The 17,996-nt window shown below is 38.8% G+C and carries 16 protein-coding genes and 1 riboswitch; of the genes, 11 read left to right on the forward strand and 5 right to left on the reverse strand.

The features are described from left to right. Window positions 1–150: 150 nt before the first annotated feature. A complete protein-coding gene (locus A923_RS0104710; RefSeq protein ID WP_017220503.1) occupies window positions 151–1,029 on the reverse strand; it encodes a LysR family transcriptional regulator in 879 nt (292 codons plus the stop codon). Window positions 1,030–1,187: 158 nt separating this feature from the next. Between A923_RS0104710 and A923_RS0104715 the strand changes: the two genes are divergently transcribed. Next, window positions 1,188–2,594, forward strand: coding sequence for an MATE family efflux transporter (locus tag A923_RS0104715; protein ID WP_017220504.1), 1,407 nt, complete (start codon window positions 1,188–1,190; stop codon window positions 2,592–2,594). Window positions 2,595–2,616: 22 nt separating this feature from the next. On the opposite strand, the gene A923_RS0104720 is transcribed toward A923_RS0104715, so the two are convergent. Continuing rightward, entirely contained in the window at window positions 2,617–3,600 is a 984-nt protein-coding gene (locus A923_RS0104720; protein WP_017220505.1) for a ribonuclease Z, read from the reverse strand. A 269-nt stretch (window positions 3,601–3,869) separates the two neighbouring features. Between A923_RS0104720 and A923_RS0104725 the strand changes: the two genes are divergently transcribed. Beyond that, complete coding sequence (locus tag A923_RS0104725) at window positions 3,870–4,661, forward strand: carbon-nitrogen hydrolase family protein (RefSeq protein WP_017220506.1); 792 nt, start codon at window positions 3,870–3,872, stop codon at window positions 4,659–4,661. Window positions 4,662–4,782: 121 nt separating this feature from the next. On the opposite strand, the gene add is transcribed toward A923_RS0104725, so the two are convergent. After that, on the reverse strand, window positions 4,783–5,778 hold the full coding sequence (add, locus tag A923_RS0104730) for an adenosine deaminase (protein ID WP_017220507.1): 996 nt from the start codon (window positions 5,776–5,778) through the stop codon (window positions 4,783–4,785). Between the two features lie 29 nt (window positions 5,779–5,807). Continuing rightward, a riboswitch (purine riboswitch) is annotated at window positions 5,808–5,907 on the reverse strand. Window positions 5,908–6,094: 187 nt separating this feature from the next. Between add and A923_RS0104735 the strand changes: the two genes are divergently transcribed. Then, window positions 6,095–6,850, forward strand: a complete 756-nt coding sequence (locus tag A923_RS0104735; RefSeq protein ID WP_017220508.1) for a DUF6933 domain-containing protein — start codon at window positions 6,095–6,097, stop codon at window positions 6,848–6,850. Between the two features lie 22 nt (window positions 6,851–6,872). Here A923_RS0104735 and A923_RS0104740 read toward each other — a convergent pair whose 3' ends face one another. Beyond that, the gene (locus A923_RS0104740) at window positions 6,873–7,730 is read right to left on the reverse strand and encodes a DMT family transporter (protein WP_017220509.1); all 858 of its coding nucleotides are present in this window, start codon (window positions 7,728–7,730) and stop codon (window positions 6,873–6,875) included. 114 nt (window positions 7,731–7,844) lie between these two features. Continuing rightward, the gene (locus A923_RS0104745) at window positions 7,845–8,552 is read right to left on the reverse strand and encodes an AraC family transcriptional regulator (protein WP_017220510.1); all 708 of its coding nucleotides are present in this window, start codon (window positions 8,550–8,552) and stop codon (window positions 7,845–7,847) included. Between the two features lie 554 nt (window positions 8,553–9,106). On the opposite strand from A923_RS0104745, the gene A923_RS0104750 reads away from it, so the two are divergent. The 8 genes from A923_RS0104750 (at window position 9,107) to A923_RS0104785 (ending at window position 17,890) form a co-directional block, all read left to right on the forward strand. Next, a complete protein-coding gene (locus tag A923_RS0104750; protein WP_017220511.1) occupies window positions 9,107–9,703 on the forward strand; it encodes a hypothetical protein in 597 nt (198 codons plus the stop codon). Between the two features lie 64 nt (window positions 9,704–9,767). Continuing rightward, window positions 9,768–10,823, forward strand: coding sequence for a hypothetical protein (locus A923_RS0104755; RefSeq protein WP_017220512.1), 1,056 nt, complete (start codon window positions 9,768–9,770; stop codon window positions 10,821–10,823). A gap of 1 nt (window position 10,824) precedes the next feature. Then, a complete protein-coding gene (locus A923_RS0104760) occupies window positions 10,825–12,369 on the forward strand; it encodes a flagellar assembly protein T N-terminal domain-containing protein (RefSeq protein WP_017220513.1) in 1,545 nt (514 codons plus the stop codon). Continuing rightward, window positions 12,369–13,490 carry a hypothetical protein gene (locus tag A923_RS0104765; protein ID WP_017220514.1) on the forward strand — a complete coding sequence of 374 codons (1,122 nt, stop codon included), beginning with the start codon at window positions 12,369–12,371 and terminating at the stop codon, window positions 13,488–13,490. Before A923_RS0104760 ends, A923_RS0104765 begins: the two co-directional genes overlap by 1 nt. Further along, window positions 13,487–15,100, forward strand: coding sequence for a hypothetical protein (locus A923_RS0104770; protein ID WP_017220515.1), 1,614 nt, complete (start codon window positions 13,487–13,489; stop codon window positions 15,098–15,100). Before A923_RS0104765 ends, A923_RS0104770 begins: the two co-directional genes overlap by 4 nt. 84 nt (window positions 15,101–15,184) lie before the next feature. After that, window positions 15,185–15,784 (forward strand): LPP20 family lipoprotein, encoded by a 600-nt coding sequence (locus A923_RS0104775; RefSeq protein WP_017220516.1) that lies wholly within the window; start codon window positions 15,185–15,187, stop codon window positions 15,782–15,784. Window positions 15,785–15,796: 12 nt separating this feature from the next. Then, entirely contained in the window at window positions 15,797–16,939 is a 1,143-nt protein-coding gene (locus tag A923_RS0104780) for a transglycosylase SLT domain-containing protein (RefSeq protein WP_017220517.1), read from the forward strand. Next, window positions 16,940–17,890, forward strand: coding sequence for an LPP20 family lipoprotein (locus tag A923_RS0104785; RefSeq protein WP_017220518.1), 951 nt, complete (start codon window positions 16,940–16,942; stop codon window positions 17,888–17,890). Window positions 17,891–17,996: the final 106 nt, after the last annotated feature.

The following is a 17,996-nucleotide window of genomic DNA, read 5'->3' on the forward strand; positions in this document are numbered from 1 at the left end:
AAAGCAACATAAAAGGTATGAAAATCTATATTCTGCAAGTTTTTTGCACTATGAAGCAGGTTATCTACAGTTTATTTAGATTTATCAAAAATATTTAAGCGAAAAAACAGAGGTTTTTTACGTAAAATTAACCAATAGGTAATATATTAACTATTTAGTAACACCCTTGCTTAGCGCTTGATAAATCCAGTTCATAACCGGTCCACTGGCTTGATCTCGACGTTTAACAACGCCCATTTCAATTAATAATGGGTCAGTAATGTGGGCAGTTGATAATTCTACTAAGGCACCTTCATACCAGTGTATATTAGCGACGTGTTCAGGCACTAATGCCCAGCCGATTCCTCTAATAACTAGCTCCGTGATGTAATAATAACTGTCAATGTGCCAATGATTAGGAGAAATAGCTTTCGCTTCTGTCATGCCCATTCGATCGCGAATGACTAATTCTCGAAATTGATTCAACTGCTCTATTTTAGGAGCCGGGATCTTAGCCAGAGGATGCTCGGGGGCTACAATCAAGGTTTGACTGAATTTACCAATCGACATGAACTCCAACGAATCTAATAGTGTTTTTAAGTGAAACAAAATACCAATGTCGGCTTTTTTCTCATCGACCCATTTACCTATGTCGGCTTGTGAACCACTGATGATATTGATTTTAAGTAATGGATATTTATTGGCTATATCACTAAATAAATGTTGAAACGCCATAAGAGGTGCTGCTTCATCCATTGCGATAGTCAGTGATATTTCTTCACCGCCTGATACTGTCAATGCGCGAGACTGCAGGCGTTGGCATTGTTGTAAAACAGCTTCAGCTTCGGCATACATATCTTCACCAGCTAGCGTCAGTACCGGTAGTCGAGCACTGCGATCAAATAAGGTGATATCGAGATCCGCTTCTAAATTGGCGATAGCGGTGCTGACGCGTGATTGTGCTTTACCCAAATGACGTGCTGCGGCAGAGAAAGAACCGAGTTTTACCGCGGTGACGAATGCTTCTAATTGATCGACAGTCCAGTTCACTTTATTTCTCGCTTATCTATCGTTCTATTTAAGGCAGTCAGCTAGGCAGTAAATGCATCCACCTATCTGTTATTCGGATGGATGCTAACTTTCATCATTATCAAAAACAAGCATAATCCATTAAATAAATAACTATTCAATATTAACTAGAGGTTTTTGTGAGTTCATCGCAGTTACAAGTAGATCCATTAACGCAAAACATGCGTGACGTAGCATCCGATGCTCAGATAAAACGTTATTTTTGGCGTTATGCGATCCCGTCTATTGCAGCCATGTTAGTCAGTGGTCTTTATCAAATTATAGATGGTATTTTTGTTGGTCATTATGTTGGGGTTGAAGGGCTTGCGGGGATCAATATGGCGTGGCCGATCACCTTTGTGGTCTCTGGATTAGGGATCATGATTGGTATGGGCGGTGGCAGTCTTATTTCGATAAAACGGGGTGAAGACGACAAGGCTTCAGCGCAGCAAGCATTGAATACAAGTTTTGTGTTAATGACGGTATTAGCCGTATTTTCCGCCGCTGCTTTATTATTATGGGGCGCGGACTTACTGCGGGTTCAAGGTGGCGATGGGATCACTTTTACGCTTGGTCTAGATTACGTTAATGTCTTTGCTTTCGGTACTATTGCCACCATTATGGCCGCTGCTATTCCGATGTTAGCGCGCAATGATGAAAGTCCTAAGGTGGCGACGGCGTTAATGATCCTTGGCGCGTTATTAAATATTGTGCTCGATTATGTGTTTATTGTTTTGTGGCAGTGGCAACTTGAAGGCGCTGCGTTGGCGACCATTATTGCCCAGTCGGTGGTTGCGGTTCTCGGTATTATTTACTTTTTGTCTCAGTACTCAAGTTTAAAATTAGACAAGAGTTTAGTTAAAGTTAACCCGCTTATGGCAACTCGAATTATTAGCTTAGGAGCCTCATCGTTAGTCATGTATTTGTATACCAGTTTTGTGTTTGCGCTGCATAACCGTTTATTCATGCAGTACGGCACGTCTGTGACGGTGGGCGCGTTTGCTATTGTCGGTTATATCATGACGGTTTATTACTTGATCGCAGAAGGCATTGCAGAAGGCATGCAACCACCGGTGAGTTATTATTTTGGTGCGCAACAGTTTGAAAATATCAAAAAGATGCTGTTCATGTCGATAAAAGTCACGGTTATTACCGGTATTGGTTTTATCATCGTTTTAAATGTGTTGCCAAATCTGATGATCAGTTTATTCACCAGTGACGATTTCACCAGTGAGAGTACCACGCTAATTTCAGAAGCTAAAAATGGTATTCATTTACATTTATTCGCGATGTTTTTAGATGGCATGATTGTACTGGCATCGGTGTATTTCATGGCGATAGGCAAGGGCGCAAAAGCATTAGCAATATCGGTGGGTAATATGCTCATTCAACTGCCGTTTTTATATTTCTTACCGCAGTGGTTTGGGGTTAATGGTATATGGTTAGCCTTACCTTTATCTAATATCGTGTTGTTTGTGATTGTCGCCCCCGTGGTTTGGCACGACATAAAACAACGAGAAAGGGCACTTGCTAATAGTCCTTGTTGATAGCCCTTGTGCTTAGCTCTGGTTAATAGCCCTTGTTAGCCGTTTTAGTGAGCCGACCTTGTTTATTTAAACTATAACAATCAAGATCGTTGGCTAAAAAAAGATTATTGCTATAAACAGTACGCGCTTCGTTTTCGATATCAAAAATTGAAGGGCTGCTGTGTATTGAATTTTGGTAGCGTGGACTAAAGTGAGTCAATACTAAGTTATCTAGACCGATATTATGAGCAAACTGAGCCACCAGTTTGGCGTAGCTATGTTGTGGGCCTGCCCCCACTTTAATAGCGATATCTTCGGTATAGGTGGCTTCATGTACCAGCACGTTGGCTGTTTTAGCGGCTTGAGTCAGCAGTGTTGGATCATCGTTATCACCCGAGACGATGATCTTACGCGGATTGTGCAGCGGTAATAAGTAATCTTGCGCATAAACAATGCGGCCGTCATCAAGTTGTACATTTAAGCCTTGTTGCAACTCGCCCCACAGCTTGCCACGCGCGACCTTATGCTGCGCTAATTTGTCCGTATCGAGCTTATTACTTAAGCGGTTTTCATTAAAGCTATAGGCAAAAGCAGGTACGCGATGGGATAGCTCAATGGCTTCGACATCAAACTCAATCGCTAAATCTTCCAGTGAACAAATATCATCATCAATAGGCTTATATTTGAGTTCATAGCTTAAATGCAGGTCGGTCGCTGTTTGCATTACCTCTATGAAGGTTTGAATGGCGGTTGGCCCTACAATCCACAGAGGCTCGGTTCTACCAGACATTGCCGCACTGGCGAGTAATCCAGGTAAACCATAACAATGATCGCCATGCACATGCGTAATAAAGATGGCTTGTAAGCGTGCTAACGACAGTTTGGTATGCAGCAATTGGTGTTGCGTACCTTCACCACAATCAACTAAGCACCATTGCTTAGAATTAGCTCGGCGAATCGCTAAACCAGATACATTACGATTTTTGGTCGGCATACCTGCAGAGGTGCCTAAAAATACTATTTCCATAATGAGCTTCTTTTTTATTATCTAAGTCGTTGTGAGTTATTAAACATGTGTCATGTAGAACGTCATGGCGTCGTTATTTGTGTACTGCTCTTTAGTTGAATAAGAATTGATTTAAAATAGTTATGGATATAAACAGAATTAATTATCGCTTCAGTGGTCTAGTACCTTAGTCACACCTTGGTTACTCAGAGTTACCAACATACTTATTAGGTGATTAAGTCGTGTTTAACATAGCGACTTTTCCATAGGTTGTAAATAAGGGAAATATAGTGAAAATTACCACCGTCCAAATGGATGTGAATTATAAGAATAAAACGGCAAATATAGAAACTGTGCGAAAGCTACTTAATGAAGCGGATTCATTAGGAGAGGTTGTGTTGTTACCTGAGCTTTTTAGTACCGGATATTTGTTTAATGATCCAAGTGAGATCCACGCACTCTCTGAATCGTTAGACGATAGTCAGACATTACGGGATCTACAGGCAATAGCTACGCTGCATGATGTAGTGATTGTTGCTGGTATTGCAGAAAAAGCAGGGGACTGTTTTTATAATACCGCTGTGTTGGTCGATAAACATGGATTGAAAGACAAATATCGAAAAATTGCACTGACAAATGTGGATAAACAGTATTTTTCACGTGGTCGTGACATAGTTACGTTCGAGCATTTAGGTGTAACATTTGGTTTAGCTATTTGTTTTGATTTATGGTTTCCTGAGATCATAAGATTGTATGCAGAAAAAGGTGTTGATGTACTGTTGCACCCAGCGAATTTTGGTGGCGAACAAAGTTTGCATATTGCCCGTGCTCGCGCTATCGAAAACAGCATGTTTGTCTTTACTTGTAATCGTATTGGTCGTGAAGATACGAGGGCAATAAGCGGAAGTTATTGTGGCAAAAGCCAAGCTATTTCACCTACAGGTGTACCGTTAATGCTGTGCAGTTCTGGTGCCGAAGTGCAAACGCTCACTATCGACGTTGATGCAGGAAAAGACAAAAAAGTAATTGGTGTTAATCTGTTCGATGAAATGACCGAAATTACGAATGAGATAATTGGCTAGAGCATGAATAAGATTTAGATTTAAGGCTGAGATTAAAAATTAAAACCTGAAATTGTAAGGCGGGTGTGAAATTGATTTATTGTGAATATTTCAACACCCGCCTTGTGATTAAACGTCGCTATTATTCAGAAAACGTCGATAAATGCTGTTTTACTTCGTCAGAGGCGAATGCATGTTCAATGCTGATGTTGTAAATATTGAAGTAGTCTTCACGGCTTAAGTTAAACTCTTCCATCACTTTACGTACTTCATCTGTCATTGTGGTATTTGACACGGTACGGTTATCGGTATTAATGGTGATTTGAATACCATCTTGATAGAAAGCTTTAACTGGGTGGCTCGCTAAATTATCAACTGCTTTTGTTTGCACATTACTGCTTGGGCAAGTTTCTAAGGCAATATTTTGCGCTTTAACCAGCTCGTATGCACCTTCATGGCCTGTAATATGAATACCGTGACCAACACGTTCAGCACCTAATAATGACACTGCATCAAATACATTTTGACCGACGCCTTGCTCACCTGCATGAATGGTTACACGGTAACCTTTTTCAATCGCGTATTGTGCGTAAGGTACAAACTGCTCGCAGAAACCTGGTGCTTCACCACCGGCTAGATCGAAAGCTACAATACCGTCGTTTAAGTATTTCGCCGCAGTATCAAGTACTTCTTTAATTCTATCTTTTGGCATGTGACGCAAGATAGATAAAATGTAGTTACCTTTGATGTCATACATCGCTTCGGCACGTTTCATCCCAGCAACAACACTATCAAATACCTGCTCTAGGGTTAGACCTTGTTCAAGGTGGAGCATTGGACCAAAACGTACTTCGAGGTATTTGACGTTTTCTTGTGCTGCATCTTCAAATAATTCAAAAGAAATGCGTTCGATACCAGCGGCTGTTTGCATGACTGATAATGGTAAGTCAAAACGCTGTAAGTACTCACCAAGATCGGTACATGTCTCTGGTGCGATCATCAAGGTTCTGATTTCTTCAATGTCATTACTTGGCAGGGTAATGTTTTGTTCTGCAGCAAGTGCAATGATTGTTTCTGGGCGAACACTGCCGTCTAGGTGGCAATGTAAGTCAATCTTTGGTAAGTCAAAGTAATTCATGAGTCTCTACCTTTATATATTATTTTAGGTTTTAAAGTTACAGACTTCATAATCAAGAGTTTAAGGATCTTGGTAGAAACTCCCAAACCATATTATTGGGATTATACGAAGTGATTTTACGGGAGTAGTTTAACAGGCTGTTTTCAACACTGCAATTGGAGATGCTATCCTCAGAAATGCCCCTTCGATACTCTCAATGTTGATATTATTTATTGATTCTTGATAGGCATTAATTAGGAATAGTTTAGTATTAATTAGAAATGGCTTAGTATTAGTTAGGAATAGCTTAGTGTTAATGAAGGCATAGGATTTTAAGATGAAGATTCAAATATCGGCAAGTAATGCGCTGTGTAAGTGGATGAAACTTGATTTAGATAGAATAACCAGTATCGACGGTAAACGTATTGGCACCCAAACGATTACGACAGATGCTGAAACGCTTGCTTGGCAATGTCATGTAATAAAAAACCACAACAATGATAGAAACGGCACCGTTATTGCGGTTGAAGCCCGTAGCCGATATGTCATTATTCTTCCTGATCTAGCGCCACCAACTCAAGCTGAATTTGAAGAGCTTTTTTTAGGGCGGCTATTTATTGAAGTGGCTAATTTAATGCTACATAGTAGGGCGATTGAAGAATCGGTTGCTGACATAGTAGCGTCTGAATTTACAACACAGGATAAGGAATTTTGTTGGTTTAAAAATACCGACTTGAGTGTTAATGGTCATGTTATCGATGCCGAATCTTGGATCCGTCAAAGCAGTGACAATAATGACGTAACGGCTTATAACGATGATGAAGCATATGGTTTGTCTATGCACATTAATGAAATGCGCAAAGGTATTGCTAAAGAAGGGCGTAATAGCCGCTTTGTGCCGGTCGAACGTTTACTTGAAGATGCTTTATTTCGTTTTGCCAAAGGTTTAGCCCAAAACAGTTATCCTGACACACCTAATGGCCACTTTCCCAGCCCTTATCCAAAACCGATTGCAGTTAATAAACAAGTACCGAAAGTGATACCTGATAACGTGGTTTGTTTAACAAGCTTTCGTAAACAAAAATTGCAGTAATATAACGTCGACCAGTTACCAGCTAGACTTTTATCGTGGCTGGTTTATCTTTCATATTAGCAATCAAGGCTCCGATTAAAATCAACGCCAGTGCAATAACTATGTTAACAGACCAAGCGTTAAAACCTGCAATAGCCAAGATGATAGAAGAGATGAGCGGTGTGCTAAAACTCAATGACGCTAACAATTGTTGATTGCCTTTTTTTAAGGCAACGTCCCATAAATAAAAAGCGCCGCCGACCGGCCCTAATCCGAGTAATAATATCCCGCCCCATTCCGATAGGCTAAAATTCCAATGACTGGTTTCAAATTGCCAATGCGCGCTCAATGCCAATAGAGCAACTGCCGCAGATAACCAAGCGATATCTTCAACTTCGTTGTCTGATGTAGACAAAAACCATGAATAGCAGCCCCAAATAATGGCGCAGATAGCCGCAAGCAAATAACCAATACGATATTCGCTATTTAATGTTAAATCACCATTGCCCACAATAATGAAGGCGATGCCGATAAAGCCTAAGCTGCCGCCGATGAGTGCTCTGAATCGACTTTGTTTGTTCGCCACTAGTGTGGCTAATAATAATGGCCACAGATAGACAATCAAGCTGACCTCGATAACGGGGGCGAATTTAAGCGCCATGAAATAACAGAAGTGGAAACCAAACAGTCCAATTATGCCAAGCAGCCACTGTGTTAGGGTTAACGATGGTTTGGTAAATATGGGTTTTTTAATCGCAATTCGTTTGATAACGATAATGACTGCGGAAATAGAAAAACAAAGTGAGAGCAATTGAAATGCAGGGATATTAGCCGTTATTGTGCCTAACAGCGCTAAAGTGCCCCACAATCCAATTGCCATAAAACCGTATAGTGTAGCCATTGTTATTATCCTGAAGTCATATTTAAAACCGTATAATAAGGCTTGAATAAACACGTTAGTTTGCTGAAAGGACGATTTTATTGGCTGAAACGCTGCTTGTTTATAGCTGGCTAACTAATAGCTGAATGCTTTGGGAGATTGACCAAAATAACGCGAAAAACGTCGACTAAAGGCCGATAGGTCTTGGTAGCCGATTTGCTCTGCGACAATGCGAATTGGCAGGTCGGTATGAGCGAGCAGCGCTGAAGCCTTTTCCATACGCAGTTGGGTGATATATTGATGTGTAGTCATGCCCATACTTTGTTTGAACAATTTTTTGTATTGGCTTGTGCTTAAGCACGCAATGTCAGCTAACTGCTCAATGCTAAATAGTATGCTGAGATCTTGTTTAATAAAGTGAATAACCTCCGCTATTCGAGAGTCGATGCGTTCATGGCATGTTTGTTGAGCAAGGAGTTGATAGAACAATTCAAACGCAGTCGATTCAAGCTGTTTATTGACTTGATGTGCCAGCTGTTTGTCGATGAATTGTATATAAGCAAGCAGGGGTGGGTTAATCGAGAACTTTTCAATCTTTGATGCGGTAATATTATCTGGAAGAATTACCATATCAACCACAATAAAACGGGCGGCGTCATCTGCCCGAAAGTCATGTTGCTGCCCTGCTTTAATGATCACGCAATCACCAATACTTACTTTACCTGTGTAATCGCCAACCTTAATATCAATTGCGCCATGTAAGGGTAATACCAGCTGGTGGAACTCATGATAATGACTGCGTATTTGGCTTGTATAAGTACGAATTGAAAGGTTGTTATGCATGTTTATCGCTTATCCTTAGCAATTGACGGTCGGTCATATCTTAAAGGGTAAGAGTTTATTTTAAAACGATATTAATAATAAAGTATGACTTTAATATTAATAAAGGGGTCAAAATGAAGAACACTATCTTAGCAGCAACTATTTTCTCTTCATTTCTATCTGTCCTTATAAATACTGGTGGTTCAGTATCTTATGCTGCTCTTCAAGCAGAAGGGCAAGAGTTATCTCTGCGATGAATAACGCAGAATAAATACAGTTAGTAAAATTGGTGCTGATTACTTTTGATTGGCCCCAATAAAAATACCTCTATTTAATTAGAATTAAACACCTACTTTATAGGTAGTGTGATAAACCTCTGATGTTAATTGATTGCTTAATGGTGTTGATTGATTAGTAACTGTAAACAACTGTAAAATAATGTAAATAATAAAAACCTCTTGGTTGTTAATTAGATTGAAGCTAGTTATTAGCTTAGCAAAAGGTTTCATGGAAGTCTTACAGTTGAATTATCTGCCGTATTACTTTAAATATTGAATATTTATAAAGGATTTAAAATGAAGAAGACAATTTTAGCAGCAGCAATAGCACTTTCAATGATTTCTGGTTGTTCAATGATGGGTGCTTCAGAGCAAACACCTGATGAACTACTTGTTGCAGTACAAGAAGTTTCATCACAAGAATATACAGCATCAAAAATTGCTCCTTTAGAACAAACTCGTATGGCAGTAAACACATTATCAGCTGAAGCACAGCCAGTTTATGCTGACTATGTTAACCACTTGAACTCTAACGATGACGCAAAACAGATCCAAGCTGGTCTAAGTATGCAAGAAACAGAAGAAGATAAAGCCGCATTTTGGGCAACGTTGTCTAAAGAAGAACAAGCTGCATACACTGATTTTGTTAATGACGAATATATGACAGCAGTTTATAAAAAAGCAGCTGTTGTAGGCCTAGAAATTGCTGCACAAACAGCAGCGTTTAGCCAATTAGATACTAAAGCTTTAATGGGGAATTTAGATTTTTCAGATATGGGTCAAGAAGCAAGCAACGTAGATCTAACGGTAGATCAACTAGCACTATTGAATGACACAATCTACAGCCTATATCAAGAATATCAATACAATAAAGCAGCTGGCTTCATCAAGTAACTACCTATCTTCTTTATTAATTTAAAACCTGAGGCTATAAATCTCGGGTTTTTTAGGATCATGAATGAACAAAAATAAAATATTAGTAATGTTAGCTTTAATTGGGCTAGCGGGCTGCCAATCAACACCTTCAAATTTATATGCTGATAAAGAAGCAGAGATAGGAGAAAATTCAACGTTACAAATCGTAACCGCTGAAGGTCTTTCGGATGAACGAAACATAACTGTACCCGCTGGCTATAGCGTTAAAGAATTTACGCGTTTATCAATTGCGCCGTACATTACAAAGGTTGGGTTCGATAAAGACTCGATTCAAACTACGATTGATAATGGAATGCCTGCAATCATGCTCGGTGATGGTTTAGCACGAACACAGCGTTTTGTGGTATTAGATAGAACAAGTACGGCACGTGATTATGAAGTTACATTCCAGGCGGAAAATACACGTTCAGAAGGCGCTATTGTTCTCGGTGAAGCTCTTAATCCTGATTATATTTTGGAAGCATCTGTTCAACTTGGGACATCGACCAAAAAAATTAGTGACGAACGAGGGAATTATCAAGAATTAACATTTCGTAGCGTTGTGAGTGCAAAGTTAATCGATGGTACAACTCGTGAAATAAAACATGCTTTCCCACCTATTAGATATAATTTAGAACCAAAAACTTACGTCAGATCTAAGAACAGAGAATGGATAGCAGGTTTTAAATATACTGAACCAGAAGTTATAGATGCAGCTTACCAAGAAGCGGCACAAAAAAGTTTACAAGTCTTAGTTACAGATGTCATGCAGCAATTCCCTGTTGGTGGAAAAGCCGTTCACTATCGAAGTAATCGTTTTGCTATTGCTGCGGGTTCTTCTGAAGGGCTACCAACACAAGGTGTTAAAATACCAGCAATTATTTTCCTTGATGAGTTTGGTCTTCCTATACCTTTAGCTTCGGGGTATTTAACACCAGGCGGTGAGCATTCAAGTACATTTGAAGTTATTAAGTGGAAAGAAAGTGATAAAGATGCAATGAGTATTCGAAAAAAACTTGAGGCACTTGGCAAAGATTATTTAGATCGTAATAAAATATATGCTGTATCGGTTGGTACATCAGCTGATTGGAAACTATAAAATGAAAAAACTACTTCGTAATATCTATTCAGCATTAGCACTTGTAACGGCTTTATTGCTTATATCACCACTGGCGGTTGCTGGTGATCCTATGGACGATGTATTTTCACTATTAGATAGTGGTGGCGGTACGCGTTCAGGTATGAATAAGGTGGATGGATATTACGTTGTAGCCATGGGTACATCTAGCCGTTCTTCAGAAGCTAAAGGTTATGAAGAAGCTAGAATAAATGCTTTGCGTCAGTTAACCGAAATGATTAACGGTGTGACGATGAGTGGCAGTACAAGTTCATCAATGGAATATGTCACTGTTTCAGATGGCGATAGCAATAGTGAATTCTCTAAAGAATCGTTTATAGATGTTGCGAATGTGAGCTTTAAAGGCCAGTTGTCTGCGGCTAAAATGTTGAAGAAAGGCCAATATGATGGTGACTACTTTGTCGCGATTAGTATTGCGCAGTCAGATATTAAAAATGTAAATAAGCTTCAATCTACGGCCGGTAATTCGAATCGCGGTGGTAACACTATCATCATATCGACAGATGCTAGTAATCAAAGTATTGCTGACTTTAATAACGGCTCTTCTTCTGTTGAAGCGAAAGGTCTTGCGTCAATGAAAGTCGGTGAGCAAAAAGCACGAGAGCAAGCATTACAAGACGCAATTCGCAATGCGGTTCAACAGGCTCAAGGTGTGATGTTGCAAGGGAAATCGGGCACATTTAATGATGCATTGACGATGGCGCTGTCAACGAAGACAGAAGGCTACGTTAACGAATACGAGATCCTAGATGAAGATATTGAACGTGGTAGCTATTACGTCATTCTCATGGCTGAAGTTAACTCAGGAAAATTATTAAATGACGTTAATTTTTACCTTAATGTTTTAGGTCAACCTATCTTTACGGTCACCTCTGAAAACAAATCAAAATCAGCCTGGATCTCCGATGAACTAGAACGTCTTGGCTTTTCACTTAACGATGGCAAAACAGAAGCCACTCACTCTTTCGCTTTGAAACAAAGTCAGCGCCAAATTGAAGATCATAAGGGCAGTAAAGGTATAGAAACGGCATTAACTGTGACGTTAAAAGATAACTATACCGGCGATATATTATTTACGGTTATCAACGAACCCATCAAAACCCGTATCGTTGTTAAGCCCGTCAGTCGTGCGAAACAAGTATCTGAACATGTTGCCTATAAGCAAATGAAAAAGAAACTCGGTATCGAAGTTATTCAATCTTTAGCTAAAAATGCAGAAAAAGGCACTGTTTATAAAATTGTGCTGAAGAATGCGAAACGTACCGATGTTGATATTTTTAAGCACGTGTTAAACAACGGTACTGCTGGCAGTGTTGAATCTTGGGATTGGGATAAAACAGGCAAAAAAATGACGCTGAATTATCGTTTTTCAGGACCGCTTAGTGAGGCTTTTGATCAAGGTTTACACGAGATCTATCGGACCTTTAAAACGCAAGGTAAGGGCCGACGTCCACATATGGAAAAGAAAGATCCACGTGCTGCGTATTTTAATATGGTAAGAAGTTAATGAAAAAATTGAGTTTTTTATTAGCCCTTTTAATATCTCAATCCGTATTTGGATTTGATGCAAGGGAGTTATATAACCAAAAATATGCCACGGTAGATACAGGCGTTTATGAAGATAGTGGTTATCTATTTTTTGTTGTTAAGCAACAGTGTCTAACAACAAAAAAATATTCAGGCACTGATGAGTCAGATGCTGCTGAATTAACATTTTATGGATTGCTCGCCAGTGAAATTAAACAACGAAGCGTTTCTTTTGATCCGAGTTCAATCTCATTCGATGGTCAACTACGTCAAGATATTTACGATCATGTATCAAATAAATATAACGCGAAGAACTTAATTTCACATCAGTTGTTGTTTGATCGCGATAACAAAAGTTGCACTCGTGAATATGTACAAATTGCCGAAGCGATACAATTTGAAAAAAACAAAATAACTATACCTGCAATTGATATAAACAATGCACAAAGTGAGCTCTTCAGCACAGCATTAAAAGATCAAGATAATGCTCGTATTCATGCCTATTTTCAATCATTGGGGTTACAGAGGTTAGCGTTAATATATCGTGAAATTGAGAGTGATTCAGTTTATCCATTTGGACTTCAATTTCATAGTGACGCAAGTACATATGAAAAATTTTGTAATGAAAATCAGTATTGTAAGTCAGCGCTGAAGATTAATTCTCCGCATGATTTTAACGGTGTGTTAGCAAAAGTTATCGATGCTAAAGGTATTATTAATATCACATCATTAACTAATAATATTGCGTTGAGTAATGAATACTATATCAAAGCAAAAGCTAATTTTGATCATGGCCAAAGTCCTCATAAAATAATTTCAGATTTAACGCTTGCTATTAATGCGCAATCAAAAAATGCAGAAGCATGGAAAATGCTCTCAACGATATTTAGAGCGACGAACAAAGAACAATTAGCGCTTTATGCCAGTAATCAATACATTATTCAAACACCAGCATCAGTAGAAGCCTGGGTTTACTTAATGAAGTCACTATCAGCGCTCGATAAAGATGAAGCAGACTCGTTGCATTCATTATTAGTTTTAATCACCAGTCATGTTGAGTTATCAGCATGGGCACAAAAACAAATCAAGGAATACCGATGAACAATACGTTGAAGCCATTAACACTAGCTATTGCTTTAGTTTTTTCTCCGACTACTTTTGCGGAAGATTTTATTCCACAGCAAAGTGCCCCTGCACTCGAAGCCATGACTGCAGTAACGGAAGCTCCGTTTGTACAAGAGGCTGTTAGCGAAGAGTTTGTATCTGCTGAGCAACAGGTTCTAGATTTCATGAATACTAAAGGTTGGAATGAAGGCTGGGATCCTACAAAACAGCGTTTATTCGTGATGCATTCAGAGAGTTTTAATACTGAAGATCCATCATACGATGATTCATTTATTACTAAACGTTCGCAATATGCATTGATTACCTCAATGGGCTCTAAAGCGAAGATGGTTGAGTTTATGCGTACTCAAATGACAGCGATGGATCAAATGTCGGCGCCTGGTACAGACGTACATGCTGCTTTAAATGCAAAATATCAAAAGCTAGAAAAAAAGATTGATGCTCAGCAACGTCAATTAATGAAACTGCTTGCAGAAGTTGATGCTGCAGAAGCTGAAAAATTAAAAGGTGTTACTTGGCAAGACCGAAGAGACGCTTATGCTGATGCTTTAATTAAAAAATTAGATGAATCATACAGCGCAGGTAAATTACAAGATAAAAAATTAGCTAAATTTGAAAAAGCTAAGAAACGCTATTTAGAAGCTGCAACTGAAATGTCTGAGATTGAAAAACAAGCACAAGCAATCAAAGGTTCAGTTTCTTTGGAAGCAACAAGTACGGTAGAGACATTAGCTAAAGCGCCTATTATGGGAGCATCTATTTTATTACAATCTGAATCATGGAATGAAGAAGAGGAAGAATATCAAGTTGCGACATTAATGGTATGGAGCCCTAAATTAGAAAAAGCAGCTAAAGCAATCATCACTGGTGAAGAATTCCCCCTTAAACCTAAAAAAGCAATGACGGTAGGGAACTGGCTTAAAACGCAAGAAGCTGCGACTTTGGTTGGACCAAGACAGTATGTTGATAAAGATGGTCATCGCTGGTTTATCGGTGCTTATGCAATGCCAGTTGAAGGCTCATCTTCTTTAAAACGTAAAAATAAAGGCATTGCTGAATTGTTTGCTAAAAAAGAAGCGGCAATGGCTTTATATGCTGATATTGAAACTCAAAAGTCAGCTGCTATTGCAATGCAAACTCGTAGTGGAGATCTAAAAGGTAAAGACCATACAGAAGTAGCAACGAGTCTTGCAGAAACAACTAAACAGTCAATCGAAAATCGCCCAGTAAGTGGCTTATCAAAACTATTTACTAAAACAGTTGTTCACCCAATTTCACAACAAAAGATTTATGTTGTAGCTTATGGTATTTCGGGTAATAGCGCAGCTGAAGCCTTGAAAATGGAACGTTCAGCATTTCAATCAGCAGCATCAGGTAACCGTGCTATCCAACAAAGCATTGCAGATAAAAAGCAACTTGATAAAGAACTGACTAAATCTAATGCTGTCGTTCAAAGTTCAAATGTTTCATTAGCGGAAGAAAACAAAGTCAAAGCTAACGTGACGAACCACTCTGTGAAAATTAAATCAACATCAACAACTAATTCACTCCTTAATGCACCAAGCATTGATGAAGATGATTTTTAATTAGCACCTACTACAGCAGCTGTTATAACCAGAGATTCTGAGAGCTCTGGTTATAACTTACAATAAAAACAACAAGGAATAATAATGAAAAAATTACTCGCACTATCTGCTTTAATGTTAGCTTTAACGGGCTGTCAAACCACACAACAAGCTGTTGTTGAAGTTAAACCACAACCTGCAGAATGTTACTACTACGGTAAATCAGAAATGGCAGCGCCAAACTGGATCTGTAACCCAAATGCTAACCGTGACGAGTTTATTCGTGAAGCTGTTGGCTTTAGTGGTAACACAGCTGGTGGGATTGCACATCAGAAAAATTTAGCGATCTTACAAGCTAAAAAAGAATTAGCAGACCAAGTGAAAACTGAAATAATCTCAAAAGTGAAGAGTAAAGTCGGCACTTTAGGTGTTGACGGTGCTGCTGGTGCAAGCTCAGCTACATCAGCTGAAATGGAAGCGATTGCTAATGTGCAACTTGAAGGCGTTGAAATTATTCGTTCATTCCGTGGACCTGATAGTTACTTCTACGTTCACGTCGGTCTACCTCGTGATGTATTCAAACAAAATGTAGAAAACGTAATCGCTGCAGTGGAAGAGAAATCACCTGCAACAGTATCGACAACAAACCCTGCTACAAATAAGCAATTATCAGATGATATTGCAAAAGCTCTTGGCGAGATGTAAGGAATAATGACTATGGCTAGATTTGTAAAACCATTAGTACTAAGCATAAGCTTGTTTACAAGTTTAGCTGTAGTTCAAAATGTGGCAGCAGAAGACAGTTTTGCGGAAAATAAAGCGGCAATGCTTTCTACCTTCAACCAATCAAAACAAAATTCTATAGATGCTTTCGAAAATTCAAAGTTAGAATACTTAGCACAGTTCAATAAAGTGAAACAAGAACTCGCTAAAACATGGGATACTCCAGAATTAACAAGCCGCAGTACTTGGGTGCAGTACAGCCAAGATAATACTGTTAAAAGAGCGGTTAATTTTGAAACAGGTAAGATTACCGTTGAAGTTGTTGGTGATAATTTAACCTCTCAAAATATTGCTGATGTTGTACAAACGCAATTAACAGAATTACAGACTGAAACAACAGCTGAAGCTTATAAAAAAGACAAAGTTGTGACTAGTGAAAAGCCAAGTAAGTTGGTCGCAAACAATAAGATGTTACCAGACGTAAATGTTGAAGCATTAACTAAGTCGGCAACGACATCGTCAATAATGCAGAGTAATGGACTGCAGATCACACGCGTAAGTATGAATTATCCAAAAGATAATGTAGCAAAAAAAGGGTTAGTTTATTTACCTTCAGTGATGGAGAAATCAGCTAAATGGGATGTTAAACCTGATCTTATTTTAGCTATTATGCATACCGAAAGTCACTTTAACCCTATGGCTCAATCACATATTCCCGCCTATGGTTTAATGCAGGTCGTACCTACCTCAGCAGGTAGAGATGTGACTAAACGCTTTTTAGGCAAAGAGCAATTGTTACCGGCTGAAGTGCTATTTAACCCTGAGTTCAATATTGATATTGGTACTGGTTACCTTAATATTTTACAAGCGCACTATTTACGTAAGGTAAAAAACCCTGAAATTCGTACTTATTTAGCTATTTCAGCTTATAACGGGGGGATTGGTGCAGTAGCAAGACACTTCACGGGTAAAACATCATTATCCGCTTTAGCAAAAAAAGCGAATACATTAGAACCTGACGCTGTATATTTTTCATTGGTTAACGATTTTCCTGCAGCAGAAACACGCAATTATTTAAAGAAAGTATATGCTAAGCAACAGTTTTATAAAAAAATGCTCGCTGTGAGTAATATATAAATGCTTGCTAAAATTTTACTCTTCATTGTTAGTTTTTGTTCATTCCCTGTGTTTGCTATACCACAATGGGTAAATACACCTCCGAGTCCAGCTGGTTACTTAGTTGGCATCGGGCTAGGTGAAGATGTGAGTACGTCGAAACAGGCGGCTATCGCTGATATAGCAATGGCGCTTAATAGTAATGTCAGCAGTGCAGTTTCGTCGATAGCTAAAACGTCCGGTATGATCGGTTCATTCGATACATCATCGACTCACTCGGTTGTCAGTGCAGGTGTGCTTTTACCTCAGATCAGTTGGGATAACATTGACGCTGAAAATGGTATTGTTTATACAATGGCGAAAGTACGTACATCCGAAGTGGTCGATCTGTATGAGCGTAATTTAAATATTGCGCTTAAATCGTTCACCAACATTTTGAGTAAACAACAGATAGACTTGAATGATTATTTATTTTTGTTAGCGAATCAACCTGTATTAGATTTATCTGCAAAACGTGCTGCTGCTATTTCGTCACGATCAACATCAGCTATTAAACATCACCAGAATATTGAAACTCTTTATTTAAAGAAAAATAAATTTGTTGGCTCTACATGTTTTAACGTCAAAAAAAGTAATGACAGAATGGCAGACAAAATCTATTTACCTTCAATTGAGAGTGCCATTCAATCAAGTAGATTTAAGCTACAGAGTGGTAACGATTGTATCCCAGTGAAATTTAGAGCTAAGACAGAACGCACAGGCAAGACTGTTGCTAATGTCACTATGCAAATTTCTATCGGTCAACCTGCAGCTGTGAGTAAGGTGATTAAATTTAAAGGGCAGAGTGGTGGTTCATACAAATCAGCAATGATGGATGCCGCCGATAACTTTTCCAATCACTTTATTGGCGATAAGGCACTGCTCGCGTCGCTTTTAAGTGCGTCGGGCAATACTATCGAAATCGGTTTGTAACTCATGTAATACGAATCCTCTAATAAAACTTTAAATTATAATGATTTAGCATATTATTTATGCTGAATCATTTTGATTTTGAGAATTATAAAATATATTATATCGG

The organism is Moritella dasanensis ArB 0140, assembly GCF_000276805.1.
Taxonomy (GTDB): Bacteria; Pseudomonadota; Gammaproteobacteria; order Enterobacterales; family Moritellaceae; genus Moritella; species Moritella dasanensis.